This is a genomic window from Hydrogenophaga sp. A37 (assembly GCF_002001205.1).
In the GTDB taxonomy this organism is placed as follows: domain Bacteria; phylum Pseudomonadota; class Gammaproteobacteria; order Burkholderiales; family Burkholderiaceae_C; genus Hydrogenophaga.
In genome coordinates this window covers 67,053-88,334 of sequence record NZ_MUNZ01000085.1, presented here as the reverse complement: position 1 = coordinate 88,334, position 21,282 = coordinate 67,053, and the positions used below count along the sequence as shown (strand labels likewise).

Sequence of the window (21,282 nt, the reverse complement as noted above, 5' to 3'; positions counted from 1 at the left end):
CACTAACCAAAGCCCGCTGTGGACTATCAACTGCTGTTTTCCCGCTACACCGCCACGTCAGCCCACACGCGCTGGTCGCGCCAGCGCCAGCTGCACGAATGCCTGCGCAGCGCCATCCGCGCGGGCACGCTGGGCAGTGGTGTGCGCCTGCCCGCCACGCGCACGCTGGCGCAAGAGCTGGGCGTGTCGCGCAACACCGTGCTCTACGCCTACGACCAGCTTGCGACCGAAGGCTTTGTGCTGCCAGACCGGCGCGGCACCGTGGTGGCACAGGCCGCCACGCTGGCCGCCGTGCCCCTGGCGCACACCACCGCGCCGCTGCGCGTGGGCCTGTCCAGGCGCGCACTGGCCGTGCCCACCCGCGACGCACCCGAGACCCCGGCCGCCTTTGCCCCCGGTGTGCCCGCGCTCAAAGAGTTTCCGGTCACGCTGTGGCGCCGCCTGCTGGACCGCGCCTGGCGTGGCCTGAGCACCGCGCAGCTCAACTACGCCGAGCCCACGGGCGAACACGCGCTGCGCGAGGCGATTGCCAGCCACCTGAGGGTGGCGCGCGGCGCGCTGCTGGACGCCAGCCAGGTCGTCATCACCGACGGCACGCAAAGCAGCCTGGACCTGTGCGCCCGCGCCTTTGCCGATGCGGGCGACAAGGTGTGGATCGAGAGCCCTGGCTACCAGGGCGCGCTGGCCGCCTTCAAGGCCGCGCAGCTCAAACCCATGGGCGTGGTGGTCGACAGCGAGGGCATGGCCCCCACCGCAGCCGACTGGCAGCGCCACCCGCCCAAGCTCATCTACGTCACGCCCTCCCACCAGTACCCCACGGGCAGCGTGTTGAGCCTGGAGCGGCGCATGGCCCTCATTGCGCAGGCGCGCAGCGCGGCGGCGCTCATCGTTGAAGACGACTACGACAGCGAATTCCGCCACGACGGGCCGCCGCTGTCCTGCATGCAGGGCCTGGCAGCCGATGCGCCCGTGCTCTACCTGGGTACCTTCAGCAAGACCATGTTTCCCGCACTGCGCATCGGCTTCATGGTGGTGCCCGCAGCGCTGGTGGCGCCGCTCAGCGCCATGCTGGCACGCACCCATCCGCGTGGGCGCGCAGCCGACCAACTGGCGCTGGCCGAGTTCATGCGCAGTGGGCAGTTCAGCCTGCACCTGCGGCGCATGCGCCGCCTCTACCGCCAGCGCCGCGATGCCTTGGTGGCCGCACTGGAGCAGCAGCTGGGCGACGTGGCCGATGTGTACGGCGGCTCCGCCGGCATGCACCTGGCGCTGCGCCTGCGCAACCCGCGTGCGGATGATGCCGCCATGAGCCGCACGCTGCAGGCCCAGGGTATCGTGGCCCCGGCGCTCAGCGAGCAGGCCATCGGCCAGCGCGTGCAACCCTGGCGTGGTTTCTTGCTGGGTTATGCGCAGGTGCCGGTGGAACAGATGCCGGGGCTGGTGAAGCAACTGGCCACCGCCGTGCGCCGCTTTGCCTAGAGACGCCTTTCCCTGCCCAGGTCAGCATTCGATCAGCGCCTTGACCACCCCCTGTGCCGGGTCCATCAGCGTGGCAAACGCCGTGGGTACGTCGGCCAGCGGCATGCGGTGGGTGTTGAGGGCCGCGGTGGGTACCTGGCCGGCGCGCATGGCGTTCAACACGGTTTCAAAATCTTCCATGGTGGCGTTGCGGCTGCCCAGCAGCGTGGCCTCGCGTTTGTGGAACTCGGGGTCGGAGAATGTGATGTTGTCCCGCACCACCGACACCAACACGTACTTGCCACCGTGCGCGATGAACTGGAAGCCCCGCTCCATGGCGCGCGGATTGCCGGTGGCGTCAAACACCACATGGTAGAAGTCGCCGTCCGTCAGCGCGCGCAGTTCCTCCACGTCGTTCGGCCCAATCAGCACGCCGGCGTGGGCGCCCAGGTGCTGCTGGCAAAACACCACCCGCTCGGGCCGGGTGTCCAGCGCCGTCACCTGGCCGCCGCGCAGGCCGGCAAACAGCAGCACCGCCATGCCAATCGGCCCGGTGCCCACCACCAACACGCGCTGGCCGGGCAACACATCGGCGCGGCGCACGGCGTGGGCGCCAATGGCCAGAAATTCCACCATCGCCGCCTGGTCCAGCGAGACGCCCTCGGCCTTGCGCACGAACGGGGCGGGCACGTTGAGGTACTCGGTGAAGGCGCCGTCGCGGTGCACGCCCAGCACCTGGATGTTGACGCAGCAATTGGTCTTGCCTTGGCGGCAAGCGATGCAGTCGCCGCACGAGAGGTAGGGCATGACAAACACCTCGTCGCCCGTGCCCAGGCCGCTGCCCTCGGGCGCCTCTTCCACGGTGCCCGAGATTTCGTGGCCCATGACGCGCGGGTAGGCCAGGTAGGGCTGGTTGCCGGTGAAGATGTGCAGGTCCGTGCCGCACACGCCCACACGCCGCACGCGCAGCAGCACCTCGTCGGCCTGGCGGGTGGGGCGGGGCTGCTCCTGGGCCCGCAGCACGCCGGGGGTTTCGCAGATCACGGTCAGCATACGTGTCCTTTGGGTTCGAATTGATCGGGCCAGGGAACGCCATCCTCCGGCGTGTGACGCCGGAGGTGTGCTTCAGGAGAAGAGCGGGAGGCTCAGTAGAGAACGTTCTTGGCGGCGGGGCTGTCGATGTTTTTCTTGTTCACCATCAGCACACCGGTGTCGCGGAAGGGGGGGACCTTCTTGCCTTCCACCAATTCCACCACGGTCTTCACGCCCAGGTTGCCCATCTCATACGCGCTTTGCACCGCAATGGCCTCGATGGTGCCGTCCTTCACGAAGCCCTGCAGGTCGGCGTTGCCATCAAAGCCGATGGCCACCACCTTGCCTGACTTCCCCGCCTGGGTCAGCGCGCGGCCCATGCCGATGGCGGTGGGTTCGTTGGCGCCGAAGATGCCCTTCAGGTCGGGGTTGGCGGCCAGCACGTCGGTCGTCTGGTTCAGCGCCGTGCCCATCTGCGAGTTGGAATAGAACGGTCCAACGATCTGCAGCTTGGAGTGCTTCTTGATGTAGTCGGTGAAGCCGCCCACGCGGCCGATTTCCGAACCCGAACCGGCGGTGTAGGACATCACGGCGATCTTGCCGGTGGTGCCGATCTTGTCGATCAGGGTCTTGGCCGACATTTCGCCAGCGGTCTTGTTGTCCGTGGCGAGGAAGGACTGGTAGTAGGCCTTGCCGGCGTCGGAAGCCGCAGAGTCGATCAACACCACGGGGATCTTGGCTTCCCAGGCTTTTTTCATGGCGGGGATCAGCGCATCCGGGTCGGACGGCGCCAGCACGATGCCGGCCACCTTGCGGTTCACGGCGTTTTCCACCAGCGCCACCTGGCCGGCCAGGTCGGTGTCGGAAGCCGCGCCCTGGAAGGTAGCGGTGTAGCCCTTTGCTTTGCTCGCGGCATCGTTCGAGCCCTTCTTCACGTTTTGCCAGAAGTCGGAGTTGGTCGTCTTCACGATCACGGCGATTTCCTTGTCGGCCGCCATGGCCAGGGACGACGCGGCCACCAGCGTGGCCGCAATCAGGGTGCTCAGCAGTTGTTTCATGTCATTCCTCTTTGTGGGTGGGGTGGTGCGAATGTCCCGGTAGACCCTGCCGGTAGGGATCACTTGCGGTGGCGCATCTGGTCGATCCACACCGTGAGCAGGATGACCAGACCAATCAGAATCTGTTGCGTGAAGGCCGAGACACCGGCCATGTTCAAACCGTTGCGCAGGATGCCGATCACAAAGGCGCCGATCACGGTGCCGGAGATCGTGCCCACGCCCCCGGTGAGCGAGGTGCCACCAATCACCGCGGCCGCAATCGCGTCGAGTTCGTACATCAGCCCCTCGCTGGGCTGGGCGGTGACTAGGCGCGACATCAGCACGCAGCCGGTCAGGCCGGCCAGCAGGCCGGAAAACACATAGGCAAACAGCGTCACGCGTTGCACGTTCACGCCCGAGAGGCGGGCGGCTTCCATGTTGGAGCCCACGGCATACAGGTGCCGGCCCAGCGTGGCGCGGTTGAGCAAAATGGACACGGCCACCGCCAGCACCACCATCAGCAGCACCGGGTAGGGAATGCCGACGAACACCACATCGGGAAAGCCGTCGGCGCCAATGTTCACCACGCGCCACAGCGAGCCGTTGCCCAGTTCGGCAAAGCTGTCACCCAGGCCGCCAATGGCCTTGGCGTCGGTGATCTGCAGGGCCACACCCCGCGCGACCAGCATCATGCCCAGGGTGGCAATGAAGGGCGGCAGCTTGAGCACGGTCACGCACAGTCCGTTGATCAGGCCGCACAAGGCACCCACCAGCAGCCCGGCCAGCATGGCCAGCGGCACGGGCACACCGGCCTTGACGGCCAGGGCCGCCACCACCCCCGCCAGCGCCAGGATGGCGCCCACCGAAAGGTCGATGCCGCCGGTGATGATCACGCAGGTGGCACCAATGCCCAGGAAAGCGATGGAGGTCACCTGCAGGGCCACGGTCATGCCGTTGCCCACCGTGAAGAAGGCGCTGCTCGTGAAGGAAAAAATCACGATCAGGCCCAGCAGGCTGGCCAGCGCGGCAAATTTCTGGAGCAGGTCTTTCTGTCGTTCGGTCATGGGGTGGTCCGGTAGCGTTTCAGACGGGGGCGGGGATGCTGCGGCCCGAGGCGTGGTGCATGACCTCTTCCTGGCTGGTTTCGCGGGTGTTCAGCACAGAGACCAGCCGCCCCTCGTGGAACACCGCCACGCGGTCGGTCATGCCCATGATTTCGGGCAGCTCCGAACTGATCATCACCACGCCGATGCCCTGGCTGGCGAGCTCGTCCAGCAGCTGGTAAATGGCGTACTTGGCGCCCACGTCAATGCCGCGCGTGGGTTCGTCGAAGAACAGCACGCGCGATTCGCGGAACAGCCATTTGCTGATCACCAGCTTCTGCTGGTTGCCGCCCGAGAGCAGGCGCACGATCTGGCTGCTGCTGGGGGTGCGGATGTCGAGGGCTTTGATGTAGTGCGCCGCGGCGACCTGCTCTTTGTCGAAGCGGATCATGCCGACGCGGTTGGATACCGCCTCCATGTTGGCCAGTGTGATGTTTTGCGCCACCGTCATCTTCAGCGCCAGGCCATCGTGCTTGCGGTCTTCCGACAGGTAGGCCAGGCCGTGGCGCACCGCGTCGCGCGGGGAGTGGATGGCGAGGCGTTGTTCGCCCAGGAACACCTGGCCCGCGTCGATCGGGTCGGCCCCGAAGATCGCACGCGCCACCTCGGTGCGCCCCGCGCCCATGAGGCCGGCGAAACCCAGAATCTCGCCGCGCCGCAGTTCGAAGTTCACGTCGTGGAACACGCCCTGGCGCGTCAGTCCCTGCACACGCAGCAGCACCTCGGGCGTGGGCACCGAAGTGCGTCTGGGGAACACGTCGTCCAGCGAGCGCCCCACCATCTTGGCCACGATCTGTTCCACGTTGGTGTCGGCAAAGCGGTCGGTGCTCACGTAGCGGCCGTCGCGCAGCACGGTCACACGGTCCACGATCTGCGCCAACTCGTCGAGCCGGTGCGAGATGTAGACAACGCCCACGCCCGCGCGCTTGAGCTCGTGGATGATGGCAAACAGTTTTTCCGTTTCCGACTCGGTCAGCGACGAGGTCGGCTCGTCCATGATCAGCACCTGGGCGTTGAGCGACAGCGCCTTGGCAATCTCCACCATCTGCTGCTGCGCTACCGACAGGGTTTTGACCAGCACATCCGGCGAGATGTCCAGGCCCAGCCGGTCCAGGCACTGCTGGGCGTTGCGCCGCAGCGCAGCGCGGTCGATCAGCCAGCCCTTGCGTGGCTCACGCGCCAGAAAGATGTTTTCGGCCACCGAAAGGTGGGGCACCAGGTTCAGCTCCTGGTGGATGATGGCAATGCCCACCGCCTCGGAATCGGCGGTGGTGCGGAACTGACAGACCTCGCCCCGGTAGTGCAGGGTGCCCGCGTCGGGCGGGTACTGGCCGCTGATGACCTTCATCAGCGTGGACTTGCCGGCCCCGTTCTCGCCGCACACCGCATGCACTTCGCCGCGACGCACCTCCAGGTGGACGCCATCGAGCGCCAGCACCCCGGGGAAGCGCTTGGTGATGCCCTCCAGCCGCAACAGCACGGCAGCGGTGGCTGCAGGGCGGGGCGCCTCGGCATGGACGGGATCGGACACAGATGACAGCAATGCAAACTCCTGTAGGGCAGGCAAAGACACCGAAACGACGGAGGTTGCGTCATGGCCAATTGGTAAGGCTACCTGACGCAACTGGGTTAATTTGGCCTTACCAATACAGTCGGATGTATCGGTATTTACCCGGCATCTTGGTGGGATGCAGGTAGAAGTGACGCAAAAAAGGCCCGTGCAGATGCACAGGCCTGACCACGCGATCCGTGGTGAGCTGGTTGGCGTTTATGGGGTCAAGACCATTCGCGGCGGTTGTTTTCGACCCAGCGCTGTTCCGATGCCTGCAGGTGCATGCGCAGCGCGGTTTGCGCGGCCAGCACGTCGCGGTTTTCCAGGGCACGCAGAATGGCTTCGTGCTCGTGCAGCGCCGCTGCCCAGGTCTGACCCGATTCGGAATGGGCGCTGAGGCGTTCGGCAATCGGGCTGTGGCGCTCGTCAAACAACTCGCCCACCAGCCGCTCCAGCACGGCGTTGCCGGTCATCGCGGCCAGGGTCTGGTGGAACTGGCGGTCAAACGGCAGTGGTGACCGGTTTTGCGCGATGGCGGCCAGCATGTTGTCCAGAATCTGGCGCAGCGCCTGCAGGGCTTCCGGCGTGGTCTTGCCGCAGGCCATCATCACCACCGTGCCTTCGATGGCGGCGCGGGCTTGCATCAGTTCGATGGGGCTTTCGCCCATGGTGGCCAGAGCCTGGGGTTTGCGCTGGGCCAGGTTGCACGCATACACGCCAGCGCCCATGCGCACTTCCACGCTGCCTTCGATCTCCAGCGCAATCAGCGCTTCGCGCACCGAGGGGCGCGACACACCCAGTTGCTGGGCCAAATCCCGCTCGGGCGGCAGGCGCATGCCGGCGGTGTAGTTGCCCTTGTCAATGTAGGCGCGTATCTGGTCGGCAATTTGTTGATACAGCCGACGGTTGTCCACTTGTTTGAGTTGGTCCAGCATGGGTTCTCCGCGTGGGCTGCAGTTTATGTGACGCCAAGGCCAAACCCGGGATTGGTGGTCAATATGGTCAGGCCAATTTCTGCTCTACTGTACTGGCCTTACCAGTTTCTGCAATGGGGTGGCATGGACCGGCTGGTGCGGGTGGGCCACGCCAACAGCCCCTGAGGCACCAGTCAGTCGGTTGGAGTTCTCGTCACACCACGTCAGGTGCAAGGCTTGCCGTCTCGCGCAGCACTGAAATGAACGCCTGTGCGGATGGCGTGAGCGGTTCTCCCAGCCGCGAGATCAGGCCGTAGTCGGGCATGCGGTTGGGCCAGTTCACCGGGATGCGTGCCAGCAGGCCCCTGTTCACGTACTTTTCGACCAGGGCGGCGGGCTGCAGCGACATCATGTGGGTGGCGTTCATGAGCTCCAGCGCAAACAGGAAGGAGGGCGTTTCCACCACCCCTGCGGTGAGCGCCAGTCCCGCACCGCCAAACAGGTCGTCCGACACTTTGCGCACGGCGGTGGAGGGCGGGTACAGAATCCAGGGCCAGTGGGCCAGTTCGGTGAGCGCCAGGTCCGTTGCGCCGCGCAGAGGGTGGCGCAGGCCGCCCACCACACACATGGGCTCGGCAGACAGGCGCTCGTAGTGAAACTGGCTGCGCTGCTCCTCGTCGGTGAAGCGCCCGATCATCAGGTCGATCTTGCGCTCGGCCAGCCACAAGATGAGCTGGTCGCTGCTCTGCTCCAGTATTTTGAGCACCAGCAGCGGTCGCAGGCGCTGGATCTCCACCACGGAGGCCAGCAGCAGATGCGCTGCCGAGCCGGTGATGGCGCCAATGGTCAGGTGGCCGTGGCCGCCTTGCTTGAGGGCGTTGAATTCATCAACAAACCTGCGCTGACCGTCGAGCGCGGCGCTGGCGTAACGCAAACTGAACAGCCCCAGTTCGTTGGGCCGCATGCCGCGCGGCAGGCGGTCGAACAGGCGCGCCTCCAGGATCGCTTCGATGTCCATCAGGATCTTGGTGGCCGCTGGCTGCGTCACGTGCATCTGCTCGGCCGTCAGCCGCAGGTTGCGGGTGCGCCCCAGGATGTCCAGAAACTGCAGATGCCGGAACCGCAGCCGGGCACAGGCTTGTGCCAGTGACAAGGGTTTACCCGGAAATTCGTCTGGACTCATAAGCGTTTGGAATGGATCGTAGCAAAAGATTCAGTGGACCCGCACCGGTGCCGTCCCTAATCTTCGCCCTGCGTCAAGACGCTTCCACCCAAGGGATCGCAAGGGCGCCGACGGCGGGGTACGCCCGTCGCGAAACAGCCATTCCAACGGAGACAAAGATCATGAAATTCAAAACCCTCGCCGTGGTCGCCACCGTGCTGGCCGCCCTGGCCGCGCCGGTGTCTGCACAAATCAAGGAACACACGTTCAAGGTCGGCATCGGCCTGAGTGACGACCACCCGCAAGCGCAGGCCGTGCGGCACTTTGCCGAAAAGCTGGCCGCCAAGAGCGGCGGCAAGATGACCGCCAAGCTGTTTGCCAACGGCACGCTGGGCAACGACGTGAGCATGACCTCGGCCCTGCGCGGCGGGACGCTGGAGATGACCGTTCCAGACTCTTCCACGCTGATGTCGCTGATCAAACCGTTTGGTGCGATCAACCTGCCGCTCACCTTCAACAACGAGCCGGAAGCCGACGCCGTGCTGGACGGCCCTTTTGGCCAGAAGCTGCTGGCCATGCTGCCGGACAAGGGCCTCGTCGGGCTGGGCTTCTGGGAAAACGGCTTTCGCCATGTGACCAATTCGCGCCGTCCCATCAACAAGGCCGACGACCTGGCGGGGCTCAAGCTGCGCGTGATCCAGAGCCCTTTGTTCCTGGACACCTTCAGCGCCCTGGGCGCCAACGCCACGCCCATGCCCTTCACCGAGCTGTACACGGCCATGGAGCAGGGCGCCGTGGACGGGCAGGAGAACCCCCCGGCGACCATCTTGGCCAGCAAGTTCTTTGAGGTGCAGAAGCACCTGGTGCTGTCACGCCACATGTACAGCGCCTGGGTGTTGCTGATGTCCAAGAAGGCCTGGGACGGCATGTCGCCCCAGGAGCAGAAGATCGTGCAGGAAGCGGCGCGGGAAGCCACGCTGTTTGAGCGCAAGACCATCCGCGCCTTCAGCGAAACCGCCCTGGGCGAGTTGAAGAAGGCTGGCATGCAGATCACCGAGTTGCCGGCTGCCGAGCAGGTCAAGCTGCGCGCCAAGCTGCAACCGGTGTTGGCCAAGTACGGACGCGAGTTTGGCGAAGACACCACCAGCGAGCTGATGGGCGAACTGGCCAAGGCGCGCGGCACCCCCGCCAAGTAGACTGCCTTCGCTCCCTGCCACGCGCGGCGGCCCGATGCCGCGCGCAGGCAGCTCCCGTCGTCCCTTTTTGCGCTGCTGATAGCCCCATGCAAAAGACACCCCGTCGCCCTTTTCGTTCACGCGACTGGTTTGCCGACCCCGCGCGCTCGGACATGACCGCGCTGTACCTGGAGCGCTTCATGAACTACGGGCTCACGCCCGAAGAACTGCGCTCGGGCCGGCCCATCATCGGCATTGCGCAAACGGGCAGCGACCTGTCGCCCTGCAACCGCATCCACCTGGACCTGGCGCGCCGTGTGCGCGATGGCATCCGCGACGCGGGGGGCATCCCGATGGAATTCCCGGTCCATCCCATTTTTGAAAACTGCCGCCGCCCCACGGCGGCGCTGGACCGCAACCTGGCCTACCTGGGCCTGGTCGAGATCCTGTACGGCTACCCCATCGATGCCGTGGTGCTGACCACGGGCTGCGACAAGACCACGCCCGCCGGCATCATGGCCGCATCCACGGTGGACATACCGGCCATCGTGCTGTCGGGCGGGCCCATGCTCGACGGCTGGCACGACGGCGAACTGGTGGGTTCCGGCACGGTGATCTGGCGCAGCCGCCGCCAGCTCGCCGCGGGCGAGATCGACGAAGAAGAATTCTTGCAGCGCGCCTGCAGCAGCGCCCCATCGGCGGGCCACTGCAACACCATGGGCACGGCCTCCACCATGAACGCCGTGGCCGAGGCGCTGGGCCTGTCGCTGCCGGGCTGCGCCGCCATTCCCGCGCCCTACCGCGAGCGCGGCCAGATGGCCTACGAGACCGGGCGCCGCATCGTCGAGATGGCCTACGAAGACCTGCGCCCCTCACGTATCCTCACGCGCGAGAGCTTTCTGAACGCGCTGTCGGTGGTCAGCGTGGCCGGCGGATCCAGCAACGCGCAGGTGCACATCATGGCCATGGCACGCCATGCGGATGTGGTGCTGGAGGCCAAAGACTGGACCGAACATGCCTACGACCTGCCGTTGCTGCTGAACATGCAGCCCGCGGGCAAATTCCTCGGAGAGCGGTTCTTTCGCGCCGGTGGCGTGCCCGCGCTGATGTGGGAGCTGCAGCAGGCGGGCCGCTTGCACAACGACTGTGCCAGCGTGACCGGAAAGACCATCGGCGACAACTTGCAAGGCCGCGAAACACGCGACCGCGAAGTGATCCGCCCGTTCAGCCATCCGCTGATGGAGAAGGCAGGTTTTCTGGTGCTCAGCGGCAACCTGTTCGACTTCGGCATCATGAAGACCTCGGTGATCTCCGAAGCGTTTCGCGCACGCTACCTGAGCCACCCAGGGCAAGAGGGCGTTTTCGAAGCCCGCGCCGTGGTGTTTGAAGGGGCCGACGACTACCACGCGCGCATCAACGACCCGGCGCTGAACATCGACGAAGGCTGTCTTCTGGTGATGCGCGGCGCCGGACCCATTGGCTGGCCCGGCTCTGCCGAAGTGGTCAACATGCAACCGCCCGACGCGCTGATCCGCCGCGGCATCAACACCCTGCCCACCTTGGGCGACGGGCGCCAGTCGGGCACGGCAGACAGCCCCTCCATCCTCAACGCGTCGCCGGAGAGTGCGGTGGGCGGGGGACTGAGCTGGCTGATGAACGGCGACACGATCCGCATCGACCTGAACACCGGCCGCTGCGATGCGCTGGTGGCGCCCGAAGACATCGAGCGACGCCGACGCGAGCTGCCAGCGCCGCCCATTCCCCCAAGCCACTCCCCCTGGGAAGCCCTGTACCGGGAAAAGACGGGGCAATTGGCCGACGGCGCGACGCTGGACTTTGCCCTGGCGTACCGGCGCATCTCTGAAAAAACCCCACGCCACAACCACTGAACCCCACCGCACACCGTTGCGCGGGGGTGGCGACTTGAACCTTTGAAGGACTCGTATGAACAACATGACAGCGGCCTCGGTGACCGGTGCGGACGACCACGCCCAAGCGCTTGCCCGGGTCTTGCCTGCCGACGGATTGCAGGGCACTCTGGTGGGCCGTGTGTGGGCGCACGGCGCCATTCCCGGCCCGGCCGTGGTGGCGCTGCGGCCCGAGGGGGTGTTCGATCTGAGCGCCAGCTACCCGACCATGAGCACGCTGCTCGACACGGCCCAGCCCGCCCATGCTGTGCATCGCACCCCTGGGCAGCGCCTGTGCAGTGTGGATGAGCTGGTCCAGAACAGCTTGCCAGGCCAGCGAAAAGCCGAAGCCCCTTGGCTGCTGGCCCCGTGCGACCTGCAGGTGGTGAAGGCCGCAGGCGTCACCTTTGCGGCCAGCCTGATCGAGCGCGTGATCGAAGAGCAGGCACGGGGCGATGCCAGCCGAGCGCAGGCGCTGCGCAGCCAGGTGATCGGGCTGATCGGCAAGAACCTGGCAGACATCCGGCCCGGGTCGCCAGAAGCCATGGCCCTGAAGGCGCTGCTGCAAGAGAAAGGCCTGTGGTCCCAGTACCTGGAGGTGGGCATTGGCCCCGACGCCGAGGTGTTCACCAAGGCGCCCGTGCTCGCTTCGGTCGGCTGCGGTGAGGACATCGGCATCCGCGCCGATTCGGCCTGGAACAACCCTGAGCCCGAGGTGGTGCTGGCGGTGAACAGCCGGGGCGACATCGTGGGCGCCACGCTGGGCAACGACGTGAACCTGCGCGACATCGAAGGCCGCAGCGCGTTGCTGTTGGGCAAGGCCAAAGACAACAACGCATCGTGCGCCCTGGGCCCCTTCATCCGCCTGTTCGATGCGGGTTTTGGCATGGACCAGGTGCGCAGCGAAACCGTGCACCTGCGGGTGGCGGGGGTGGACGGCTATGAGCTGCGCGGCATCAACACCATGGCCAGCATCAGCCGCGACCCGACCGACCTGGTGGCGCAGACGCTGGCGGCGCACCAGTACCCCGATGGGTTCATGCTGTTTCTGGGCACCTTGTTCGCGCCCATCGAAGACCGTGATCAGCCTGGCAGTGGCTTCACCCACAAGCTGGGTGACATCGTCACCATCCAGAGCGCCTGGCTGGGCGGCCTGCACAACCGCGTGACACACAGCGAAACCGCCGCGCCTTGGCGCTTTGGTTTGCGCGCCTTCATCAGCAACCTGACCCAGCGCGGCCTGCTGAGTGGCGCCGTGCTTTGACCCGCGGTCCCGCGGGCCAAAGTCTGCGCACACGCCCGAGTGGCGCACGCCAGGAAGCGTGCTGAATGCCATGCCTTGAACGAGCTGGCTCATATGGCCCTGTACCGGTGAGTGCGCATGCCGGGGTTTCCAAGGATTTCCAGGCGCGGTGGCGAACCGCGACGGGATGTGGGCATGGCCCTGTGTGACAAGGCGGGTGGGCTACCTCAGCCCTTAACACAGCCGGCGCTGGCTTTCGGCGAGAAGTTGAGCACTGCTTAAAAAACGGGCGCTCCAGGCAAACCCAAGCCCGGCGCCGGGCTTGAGGCTTGTGAACAGACTTATCCACACAGAAGCCCACAGTGGGGTGGGGTAAGTTTTTTTGCTGACGAGGTGGCGTCGGCGCGGTAGACGTCGGCACGACCCTCCACTCAGCAACCACCCCCGCAGCTGCACTACCCGCGCGGATCGCCGCTGGCGGCCAGCTCCGGGTCCGACTTGAGCCGGCGGTACAGCGTGGCGCGCCCCATGCCCAGCAAGGCCGCCGCCGCGGTGACGTTGCCCCGCGTCTGTTGCAAGGCGGTCGCTATGGCCTTGCGTTGGGCGTCGTGGAACGACAGGCCGGCCTTCGAGTCGATTGGCTGCGAGGGCCAGGGTGATACCGGGGTTGCTGCAGCCGCTGACGGCGCCTGAGCAAAGTCGTCCAGCGCCAGGGGGCGCAGGGGTTCGGCCACCGCAAAAGCCAGCGTCAGCGCGTGCTGCAACTGGCGCACGTTGCCGGGCCAGGGGCGCTGGCGCAGCTGGGCCCGCAATGGGCCGCCCAGGCGGGACGCGTCGGCGCCGATGCGGTGGCACAGGCTGTCCACGATGGCGTCGAAATCGTCGCGTTCGCGCAGCGGGGGCACCGCCAGCACGAAGCCGCTGATGCGGTAGTACAGGTCTTCGCGAAAGCGCCCTTCGGCCACCAGCGCCTGCAGGTTGCGGTGCGTGGCGCAGAGCACCCGCACGTCCACCGCGCGGGGTTGCGTGGCGCCCACGGGAAGCACCTCGCCCCGGTCCAGCACGCGCAGCAGGGCCACCTGCAGTGGCAAGGGCATGTCGCCGATTTCGTCCAGGAACACCGTGCCGCCCCGCGCCGCTTCGAACTTGCCGATGCTGCCGCCGCGCACGGCCCCGGTGAAGGCGCCTTCCACATGGCCGAACAGTTCCGACGCGATCAGCTCGGGGGTGAGCGCGCCGCAGTTGATGGCCAGGAATGGCGCCTGTGCGCGCTGGCTGGCCTGGTGCAGGGCGCGCGCGGCCACCTCTTTGCCGGCGCCGGTTTCGCCGGTCACCAGCACGGGCAGGCCCGCTTCGAGCGCGCGCAGCGCCACGGGGTGCTCGGGCGGCAGCGGGGTGGTGGCCTCGGTGGGGTTGGCGGTGCGGTGCGCGCTGACGACGGGGGCCACCGGGCTGGCCACTGCACGGGCCATCGCGCGCTGGGCCAGGGGCAGGGCGACGCCTTGCAGCCGCACCCCGCCATGCAGTTGCAGGGGGAGCCGGCCGGCGGGCTGGCGGCTGGCCCGGGAGGCCCAGGTGTCAAAGCGCCCTTCGAACAGGTCTTCAAAGCTGCGGCCCTCGCGGACCACCGGCATGTCGAACAGGTGGCGGGCGGCGCCGTTGGCGGCGAGCAGCACGCCGTCGCGGTCGAAGGCGAGGGCGGCGCCCTGGGTGTCGGCCAGCTCGATCCTCAGAAAGACGGGCAGGGCGTCGAACAGCCGGTGTTCGATCTGCTGGGCGCACTGGTGGGTGAGTCCCATCACGCCGGTTGCCAACTGCGGCGCGTCGCGGGTCACGTCCACCGTGCCCAGCAGGCGCCCGCGCGGGTCGAACACCGGCGCGGCGCAGCAATGAAAGATCTGGTTGTTGGCGAAGTAGTGCTCGGGGCCCAGCACGCGCACCGTGCGCTGCTCGGCCAGCGCCACGGCCATGGCGCTGGTGCCGATGGCGGCTTCCGACACGTCCACTCCGGGGCGAAAGGCCTGGCGCATGGGCTGGCAGTGGCGGTCCAGCGCGCCGGCCACCGCCAGCACCTGGCCCACGGTGTCAGTCAGCAACACGGCGTAACCCACCTCAGACACGCGCCCGGCCAGCACATCGAGTTCGGGGCGGGCGGCCTGCAGCAAGCGGTGTTCGCGCTCCAGCAGGGCGCTGAGGTGGCTGCGCTCCACCGGGTCGAACACCACATGTTCCTGGGGCGCGCGGCCCGACTGCCGGCAACGCTCCCACGACCGCAGCAAGGGTTGCTCCAGCAGCCCGTCGGGCAGCATGCCCTCGTTGAAATAGTGCTGGCGGGCTTCCCAGATGCGCTCGGGCCGGTAGTCGATGCGTGGACTCGGCAGTGTGGGGGCTGGGTGGTTCATGGGCGGCACCGGATGGGGGATGATGCACTTTAGTGCATGTTGAGGGGCGACTTATGCGGGTTTTCCCGGCGTTGAGACGGATCGTCCCGGGTTGAGACGAAATGGGCGTCTCCGTGAGACGCCTCCGCCGGGGCTGCGTGGGAATGGGCCCGGTGGACGGCTACCGAGGGGCACAAAACCCCGGACAAACCCGCAGAAAGAGGGCGCGCATGCACTGGATTGCCGTTTTGGCACAGCGCTTGCAGAAACAGCGCTGGTGCCCCACCACAAACACATAGACGGAGACAACCCATGAGTGCAAGCAGCCCTGCCGTTTGGTCAGGCAAGATTTTCAGCAACGGATGGACAGACGCCGCTGGCGGTGTGCAGGACGTGCGGGAACCCGCCACCGGCCAGTCCCTGGAACGCACCGGCATCGCCAATCCGGCCGACGTGAGCCGCGCCGCCGCCAGTGCCAAGGCCGCCCGCGCCGCCTGGGCCGCCACGCCCTTTGACCAGCGCGCCGCGGTGATGCGCGAGGCCGCGCGTTTGCTGAAAGAGCGCGCCGCTGATATCAACATCTGGAACATCCGCGAATGCGGCTCCATCGGCCCCAAGGCCGAATGGGAACTGCACGCCACCTACGAGCAGATGCTGATGGCCGCCGCGCTGCCCATGCAGGCCAACGGGCAGCTGTTCCCATCGTCCATGCCGGGGCGCACCAACCTCTGGCGCCGTGTGCCCATGGGCACGGTGGGGGTGATCGCGCCGTGGAATTTCCCGCTGCTGCTGGCCATGCGCTCGGTGGCACCGGCGCTGGCACTGGGCAATGCCGTGCTGCTCAAGCCCGACGCCCAGACGGCGGTGACCGGCGGCCACCTGATTGCCCAGGTGTTTGCCGACGCGGGCCTGCCCGACGGCGTGCTGCACGTGTTGCCGGGCGGCCCCGAAACGGGGGACGCGGTGGTGCGCCACCCGGACGTGACCATGATTTCTTTCACCGGCTCGACGGCGGTGGGCAAGAGCATCGGCGCCACCTGTGGCGGGCTGCTGAAAAAGGTGGCGCTGGAGCTGGGCGGCAACAACGCCCTCATCGTGCTGGACGACGCCAACCTGGACGCCGCCGCTTCCAACGGCGCCTGGGGTGCCTTTCTGCACCAGGGGCAGATCTGCATGCAGGCCGGGCGGCACCTGGTGCAGCGCAAGGTGGCCGAAGCCTACGCAGACAAGTTGGTCCACCGGGCGAAGGCGCTCTACGTGGGCGACCCGCACGCCGGCCCCGCGCACCTGGGCCCGATCATCAACGCCAAACAGTGCAACCGCGTGCAGGACATCGTGGACCGCAGCGTGGCCCAGGGCGCCCGGCTGCTGACCGGCGGCACGCACGAAGGCCTGTTCTTCCAGCCCACGGTGCTGTCGGGCGTGACCGCCGACATGCCGGCGTTCGCCGACGAGATCTTTGGCCCCGTGGCCCCCATCACGGTGTTCGACACCGAAGACGAGGCCGTCGAACTGGTCAATGCCTCGCCCTACGGGCTGGCGGCCGCCGTGCACAGCGCCAACGTGTCGCGCGCCATGGCCGTGGCCAACCGGCTGCACACCGGAATGATCCACGTCAACGACCAGACCGTGAACAACGAGTTCCACGTGCCCTTTGGTGGCATGGGCGCCTCGGGCAACGGTGGGCGCTTTGGCGGCCCGGCCAACCTGGACGAGTTCACCCAGACCCAGTGGGTCAGCGTGATGGAGCAACCCATCGTCTACCCCTTCTGACCCCACGCACGCCAAGAGGACACACACCATGCATCTGGACACCCCATCCCCTTTGAACCAGGCCCTGCAGATCGTCGGGCGCCTGTCGCGCCGCGACTTCATGGCCTTTGCCGGCGCCGCCGTGAGCGTGGCCGCCGGTGGCGCCGCGTCGGTGGCGCAGGCCCAGGCCCCGGCGCTCAAGAGCATCAACGCCGCCGAGGCCGCCATCTTCCGCCGCGTGGCCGAGGTGGTGCTGCCCGTGGGCGGCAGCCCGCTCGCGCCCTGGACACCCGAGGTGCTGCTGGGCACGCTGGAGGCGGCCCTGCTGGGCACCATGCCGCCCCATGTGCTGGCGGGCCTCAAGGGCGGGCTGCAGTACTTCAACGAAGGCCCGGTGGCGCAGCACGGCAAGCGCTTCACGGCGCTGGACGACGCCACGGCCACCGCCTTTCTGGACGCCTGGGGCAACGCCAAAGAAGTGCCGCACCGCGCGCTGGCCTCGGGCCTGAAAAAGCTGGTGCAGCTGTCGTACTGGGCCAACCCCGCGTCCTGGGCGCCGCTGGAATACGACGGCCCGATATCGAAGCGCAACGGTCTGAAGTCCCTCGGCAACGCCCCGCTGCCCACGCGCTGAGCCCCCCACATCGGAGACAACATGAAAAATCACGCGATCAAAGTTGAAAAGCAAGGCCTCAAGGTCACCCAGGCCGCCGATATCAAAGACAGTCAGATCCACCTGAAGGCCGACGCCGTGGTGGTGGGCTCGGGGGCGGGCGGCGCCATTGCCGCTTACGAGCTGGCCAAGGCGGGCAAGAAGGTGGTGGTGCTGGAGGCGGGCCCGTACATCACCTCCGACAAGTTCCCCGAAATGTTGGCCGTGGCCATGGGCACGCTCTACCAGGACCATGGCGGGCAGACCAATTCGGCGGGCGACATCTCGGTGCTGCAGGGGGCCTGCGTGGGCGGCTCCACGGTGGTCAACGCCGCGCTGTGCTTTCGCACGCCCGACTACTACCTGAAGTTGTGGGCCAAGGAATTCGGCCTGACCAACCTCACCCCGGCAGTGATGAAGCCCATCTTTGAAAAGGTGGAGCGCAACCTGCACATCAAGACCGTGGGGCCGCAGGAAACCAGCCCAGGCGCGCTGCTGATCGGCCAGGGCATGGACAAGCTGGGCTACACCCAGGGCAAGGCCCGGCGCAACATCAAAGACTGCGCCATGACGGGCTTTTGCTTCAGCGGCTGCACCACCGACCGCAAGCAGTCCATGCTGGTGACCTACCTGCCGTGGGCGGTGGCGCACGGCGCCGTCATCCACTCGGACACCCGCGTCACCGAAGTGCTGTCGAAAGATGGCAAAGCGGTGGGTGTCAAGGGCGAGATCATCGACCCGGCCACGGGCCTGAAGAAAGCAGACATCCAGGTGGATGCGCCCTTGGTGGTGATGGCTGCCGGCCCCATCCAGACACCCTTGCTGCTGCTCAAAAGCGGGCTGGCCAACAGCAGCGGGCAGGTGGGCAAGAACTTCGCCTGCCACCCGTCCATGTCGGTCACCGCCGAGTTTCCGCACGAGGTGCGCGACTTCCACGGCGCCACCCACTCGCTGTACATGGACCAGAACACCCTGCCCGACAAAGGCGGCTACATCCTGCTCAACGCCATCCAGGAACCGGTGGAAGCCAGCTTCCAGGCCGAGCCAGGCACGGGCAAGCCGTATGTGGCCTACATGTCGGGCTACAAGAACACCATCCGGTTGATCAGCCTCATTCACGACCAGAACGTGGGCCAGGTGAGCTGGAAGGATGGCAAGAAAGACATCAGCTACTTCGTGGACGACCAGGACTTCGAATCCATGAAAAAGGGGCTGATCGCCACGGCCAAGATCCTGTTCGCCTCGGGCGCTCAGCGGCTGCTCCTGCCCACCACCCACATCTCCAGCATCGACCGCGTGGAAGACGTGGACAAGGTGATTGGCGGGCTGAAGAACGAACCCGCCCGCTACAAGTACACCTCGTTCCACCCACAGGGCACCTGCCGCATGGGGCGCGACCCGAAGAAGACGGTGGTCAACCCCCACGGCGAGACGCACGACGTGAAAAACCTCTACGTGGTCGACGCCAGCCTGCTGCCCACCTCTATCGGCTACAACCCGTCGGAGACGGTGTACGCGTTGGCGCACTACGTGTGCGAGCAGATGATCAAGGCAAGGGCATGAACCGACCCGGTGACCAGTTCACCACCGTTGAGGGCCACACAGTCCGGTACTGGCAGGTGGGCCGGGAAGGGCCCGCGCTGTTGTGCATCCACGGCATCGGCTGCTCGGTGCTGGAGTGGGAACACAGCATCCACGCCCTGGCCACCCGGCACCGGGTGTATGCGCTGGACCTGCTGGGGTGTGGGCTCACGGCCAAGCCCGCCGATGCGAGCTACGACGTGGCGGCTTTGGCCCTGTTCACGCTGGGGTTCATGGACGCCATGGGGCTGGATCGGGCGTCGCTGGTGGGCAACTCGCTGGGCGCGCGGGTGGCCATGGAGTGCGCTGCGGTCGCGCCCGCTCGGGTGCGCTCGCTGGTGCTCTCGGCACCGGCGGCCTTGGCCAACCCGACCCTGTTCGATTTCAGGCTGGCCTCGCTGCCGGTGCTGGGCGAGCTGCTCACCAGGCCCACCGCGTTTGGCACCGCCCGGCTGTGGCGAACGGCGGTGGCCGATCCGGCGTGCATCACGCCAGAGATGGTGCGGGAGAAAGTCGCGCTGGCCCGGCAACCCGGCGCACAGGCGGCGTTCCTGAAAACCCTGCGAGGCCTGATCCACCTGGGCGGCTTTCGCCCATCGGTCATCGACGACTCGCACGCCAAGGCACGGCGCATTCAGGCGCCCACCTGCGTGGTCTGGGGCCGGCAGGACCGGTTTCTGCCCGTGAGCCACCTCGACACGGTGATGCGGCTGGTGCCTCACGCTAAGCCGGTGGTGCTGGCGCCCTGCGGGCATGCGCCCATGGTGGAGCGGCCGGCGGATTTCAGCAGGATCGCGCTGGACTTCCTGGCCGACACGGGTGTCGATCTGCCGTCATCCTGAACTCAATGATCGCGATGGTGGGCCACATGCCGGAGACATGATCGGTGAGGTGGCGCCGCTGGGCTGTCTGGAGCCCGACAATGGCAACGACCGGGGTGGACGCCTTTGCCCAGCCCTTCAAGTCCAGACGAGGAACGATGCCATGGGTTTCTACGATGTGTTGGCGCGTGTGGTGGCCCTGGTGGGGGCCGGTGCCGTGAAGTGGCGCAGTCTTCAAGGCGGTGCGCAAAGCCCGGCGGTGGGGGACGCTCCGCAGATCCCGGCGGGCCGCCCGCAGGGGCGCATTCCGACCTTGAAGATGCCCACCGCGCGCGGCTGGGCGCCAGGCCAGTTGCCGACGGCGGCCCCCGGTCTGAAGGTCAACGCCTTTGCGTCCGGGTTGAAGCATCCGCGCTGGATGCTGGTGCTGCCCAACGGCGACGTCACGGTTGCCGAGGCGTTGCAGTCTGGCGGAAAACCCCAGACCTTGTTCGACCATGCGATGGTCGCCACCATGCGCCGTGCGGCGGCCTTTGGCGAGAGCCCCAACCGGATCACGCTGCTGCGCGACGCCGACCGGGACGGCGTGGCCGAAGAGCGGCATGTTTTGCTGGAGAACCAGCGTCAACCCTTTGGCATGGCGCTGCTGGGCGACACCTTTTATGTGGGCAACACCGACGGTGTCATGGCCTTTGCCTATGCCGAGGGCGACACCTCGATCAGCGCGCCGGCGCGGCGCCTGACCACTTTCAAACCTGACGGCCACTGGACGCGCAGCCTGCTGCCCAGCCCGGACGGCCGGCGGCTCTATGTCGGTGTCGGTTCGCTCACCAACATCGCCGAAGGCGGTCTGGAGGTCGAGGAGGGCAGGGCCTGCATCTATGAATTGGACTTGGAGACGAACCATTGCCGCGTCTTTGCCAGCGGCCTGCGCAACCCCGTGGGCATGGCCTGGGAGCCGGTCACCCGGCGCCTGTGGACGGTGGTCAATGAGCGCGACGGCCTGGGAGACGAGACACCACCCGATTACCTGACGGCGGTCACCGAGGGCGGCTTCTATGGCTGGCCTTTCTGCTACTGGGGCCAGACGGTCGACGACCGTGTGCCGCAGGACGCGGCGAAAGTGGCGACCGCACTGACCCCCGACTACGCGCTGGGCGGGCACACCGCATCGCTGGGCCTGTGCTGGATGCCGGCCGGCACGCTGCCGGGTTTCGACGTCGACGGCATGGTCATCGGGCAGCATGGCTCGTGGAACCGCAGCACGCTCAGCGGCTACCGGGTGGTGTTCGTCCCGTTCGCCGACGGCCGACCCGCAGGCCCTGTGCGCGACATCCTCTGGGGCTTCCTGGCGCCCGACGAATCGGTGTCGTACGGTCGACCGGTGGGTGTGGTGATCGGGCTGGATGCGCATTCATTGCTGGTGGCCGACGACGTGGGCGACGTGATCTGGCGCGTCACCGGCGCCGGCTCGAACCCCTGAACCCAAGCTTGCCCCTCGGCGCCCCGGTA

General features: G+C 66.9%; 16 protein-coding genes. 9 read left to right on the top strand and 7 right to left on the bottom strand.

Annotation, left to right across the window (positions count from 1 at the left end):
* The first annotated feature begins 18 nt into the window (after positions 1-18).
* On the top strand, positions 19-1,479 hold the full coding sequence (locus B0E41_RS08265; RefSeq protein WP_077330600.1) for a PLP-dependent aminotransferase family protein: 1,461 nt from the start codon (positions 19-21) through the stop codon (positions 1,477-1,479).
* A 21-nt stretch (positions 1,480-1,500) separates the two neighbouring features.
* On the opposite strand, the gene B0E41_RS08260 is transcribed toward B0E41_RS08265, so the two are convergent.
* From B0E41_RS08260 to B0E41_RS08235, 6 genes are all read right to left on the bottom strand, one after another.
* Positions 1,501-2,511: a zinc-binding alcohol dehydrogenase family protein gene (locus B0E41_RS08260; protein ID WP_077330599.1), complete on the bottom strand. Its 1,011-nt coding sequence runs from the start codon at positions 2,509-2,511 to the stop codon at positions 1,501-1,503.
* Positions 2,512-2,603: 92 nt separating this feature from the next.
* The gene (locus B0E41_RS08255) at positions 2,604-3,548 is read right to left on the bottom strand and encodes an ABC transporter substrate-binding protein (RefSeq protein WP_077330598.1); all 945 of its coding nucleotides are present in this window, start codon (positions 3,546-3,548) and stop codon (positions 2,604-2,606) included.
* A gap of 59 nt (positions 3,549-3,607) precedes the next feature.
* Positions 3,608-4,591: an ABC transporter permease gene (locus B0E41_RS08250; RefSeq protein WP_077330597.1), complete on the bottom strand. Its 984-nt coding sequence runs from the start codon at positions 4,589-4,591 to the stop codon at positions 3,608-3,610.
* 19 nt (positions 4,592-4,610) lie between these two features.
* Positions 4,611-6,161 (bottom strand): sugar ABC transporter ATP-binding protein, encoded by a 1,551-nt coding sequence (locus B0E41_RS08245; protein WP_253194701.1) that lies wholly within the window; start codon positions 6,159-6,161, stop codon positions 4,611-4,613.
* A 245-nt stretch (positions 6,162-6,406) separates the two neighbouring features.
* Positions 6,407-7,117: a FadR/GntR family transcriptional regulator gene (locus tag B0E41_RS08240; RefSeq protein ID WP_077330596.1), complete on the bottom strand. Its 711-nt coding sequence runs from the start codon at positions 7,115-7,117 to the stop codon at positions 6,407-6,409.
* A 193-nt stretch (positions 7,118-7,310) separates the two neighbouring features.
* A complete protein-coding gene (locus B0E41_RS08235) occupies positions 7,311-8,279 on the bottom strand; it encodes a LysR family transcriptional regulator (protein WP_077330595.1) in 969 nt (322 codons plus the stop codon).
* Between the two features lie 161 nt (positions 8,280-8,440).
* Between B0E41_RS08235 and B0E41_RS08230 the strand changes: the two genes are divergently transcribed.
* From B0E41_RS08230 to B0E41_RS08220, 3 genes are all read left to right on the top strand, one after another.
* The gene (locus tag B0E41_RS08230) at positions 8,441-9,454 is read left to right on the top strand and encodes a TRAP transporter substrate-binding protein (protein WP_077330594.1); all 1,014 of its coding nucleotides are present in this window, start codon (positions 8,441-8,443) and stop codon (positions 9,452-9,454) included.
* 86 nt (positions 9,455-9,540) lie between these two features.
* Complete coding sequence (locus tag B0E41_RS08225) at positions 9,541-11,322, top strand: IlvD/Edd family dehydratase (protein ID WP_077330593.1); 1,782 nt, start codon at positions 9,541-9,543, stop codon at positions 11,320-11,322.
* Between the two features lie 55 nt (positions 11,323-11,377).
* On the top strand, positions 11,378-12,604 hold the full coding sequence (locus B0E41_RS08220; protein WP_171984708.1) for a fumarylacetoacetate hydrolase family protein: 1,227 nt from the start codon (positions 11,378-11,380) through the stop codon (positions 12,602-12,604).
* 434 nt (positions 12,605-13,038) lie between these two features.
* Here the strand turns inward: B0E41_RS08220 and B0E41_RS08215 are convergent, their stop codons facing one another.
* Entirely contained in the window at positions 13,039-14,985 is a 1,947-nt protein-coding gene (locus tag B0E41_RS08215; RefSeq protein WP_077330592.1) for a sigma-54-dependent Fis family transcriptional regulator, read from the bottom strand.
* A gap of 291 nt (positions 14,986-15,276) precedes the next feature.
* Between B0E41_RS08215 and B0E41_RS08210 the strand changes: the two genes are divergently transcribed.
* The 5 genes from B0E41_RS08210 (at position 15,277) to B0E41_RS08190 (ending at position 21,253) form a co-directional block, all read left to right on the top strand.
* Positions 15,277-16,737, top strand: a complete 1,461-nt coding sequence (locus B0E41_RS08210; protein ID WP_077330591.1) for a benzaldehyde dehydrogenase — start codon at positions 15,277-15,279, stop codon at positions 16,735-16,737.
* A 28-nt stretch (positions 16,738-16,765) separates the two neighbouring features.
* A complete protein-coding gene (locus B0E41_RS08205) occupies positions 16,766-17,350 on the top strand; it encodes a twin-arginine translocation signal domain-containing protein (RefSeq protein ID WP_077330590.1) in 585 nt (194 codons plus the stop codon).
* A 21-nt stretch (positions 17,351-17,371) separates the two neighbouring features.
* Positions 17,372-18,931 carry a GMC family oxidoreductase gene (locus B0E41_RS08200; protein WP_077330589.1) on the top strand — a complete coding sequence of 520 codons (1,560 nt, stop codon included), beginning with the start codon at positions 17,372-17,374 and terminating at the stop codon, positions 18,929-18,931.
* Positions 18,928-19,791, top strand: a complete 864-nt coding sequence (locus B0E41_RS08195; RefSeq protein ID WP_077330588.1) for an alpha/beta fold hydrolase — start codon at positions 18,928-18,930, stop codon at positions 19,789-19,791. The genes B0E41_RS08200 and B0E41_RS08195 overlap by 4 nt, the downstream gene beginning before the upstream one ends.
* A 142-nt stretch (positions 19,792-19,933) precedes the next feature.
* Entirely contained in the window at positions 19,934-21,253 is a 1,320-nt protein-coding gene (locus B0E41_RS08190; protein ID WP_077330587.1) for a sorbosone dehydrogenase family protein, read from the top strand.
* Positions 21,254-21,282 lie beyond the last annotated feature (29 nt).

Excerpts from the sequence above, each read along its gene's own strand:
- B0E41_RS08260 (WP_077330599.1), bottom strand. The coding sequence starts at position 2,511 with ATGCTGACCGTGATCTGCGAAACCCCCGGCGTGCTGCGGGCCCAGGAG.
- B0E41_RS08255 (WP_077330598.1), bottom strand. The coding sequence starts at position 3,548 with ATGAAACAACTGCTGAGCACCCTGATTGCGGCCACGCTGGTGGCCGCG.
- B0E41_RS08250 (WP_077330597.1), bottom strand. The coding sequence starts at position 4,591 with ATGACCGAACGACAGAAAGACCTGCTCCAGAAATTTGCCGCGCTGGCC.
- B0E41_RS08240 (WP_077330596.1), bottom strand. The coding sequence starts at position 7,117 with ATGCTGGACCAACTCAAACAAGTGGACAACCGTCGGCTGTATCAACAA.
- B0E41_RS08235 (WP_077330595.1), bottom strand. The coding sequence starts at position 8,279 with ATGAGTCCAGACGAATTTCCGGGTAAACCCTTGTCACTGGCACAAGCC.
- B0E41_RS08230 (WP_077330594.1), top strand. The coding sequence starts at position 8,441 with ATGAAATTCAAAACCCTCGCCGTGGTCGCCACCGTGCTGGCCGCCCTG.
- B0E41_RS08225 (WP_077330593.1), top strand. The coding sequence starts at position 9,541 with ATGCAAAAGACACCCCGTCGCCCTTTTCGTTCACGCGACTGGTTTGCC.
- B0E41_RS08220 (WP_171984708.1), top strand. The coding sequence starts at position 11,378 with ATGAACAACATGACAGCGGCCTCGGTGACCGGTGCGGACGACCACGCC.
- B0E41_RS08215 (WP_077330592.1), bottom strand. The coding sequence starts at position 14,985 with ATGAACCACCCAGCCCCCACACTGCCGAGTCCACGCATCGACTACCGG.
- B0E41_RS08210 (WP_077330591.1), top strand. The coding sequence starts at position 15,277 with ATGAGTGCAAGCAGCCCTGCCGTTTGGTCAGGCAAGATTTTCAGCAAC.
- B0E41_RS08205 (WP_077330590.1), top strand. The coding sequence starts at position 16,766 with ATGCATCTGGACACCCCATCCCCTTTGAACCAGGCCCTGCAGATCGTC.
- B0E41_RS08200 (WP_077330589.1), top strand. The coding sequence starts at position 17,372 with ATGAAAAATCACGCGATCAAAGTTGAAAAGCAAGGCCTCAAGGTCACC.
- B0E41_RS08195 (WP_077330588.1), top strand. The coding sequence starts at position 18,928 with ATGAACCGACCCGGTGACCAGTTCACCACCGTTGAGGGCCACACAGTC.
- B0E41_RS08190 (WP_077330587.1), top strand. The coding sequence starts at position 19,934 with ATGGGTTTCTACGATGTGTTGGCGCGTGTGGTGGCCCTGGTGGGGGCC.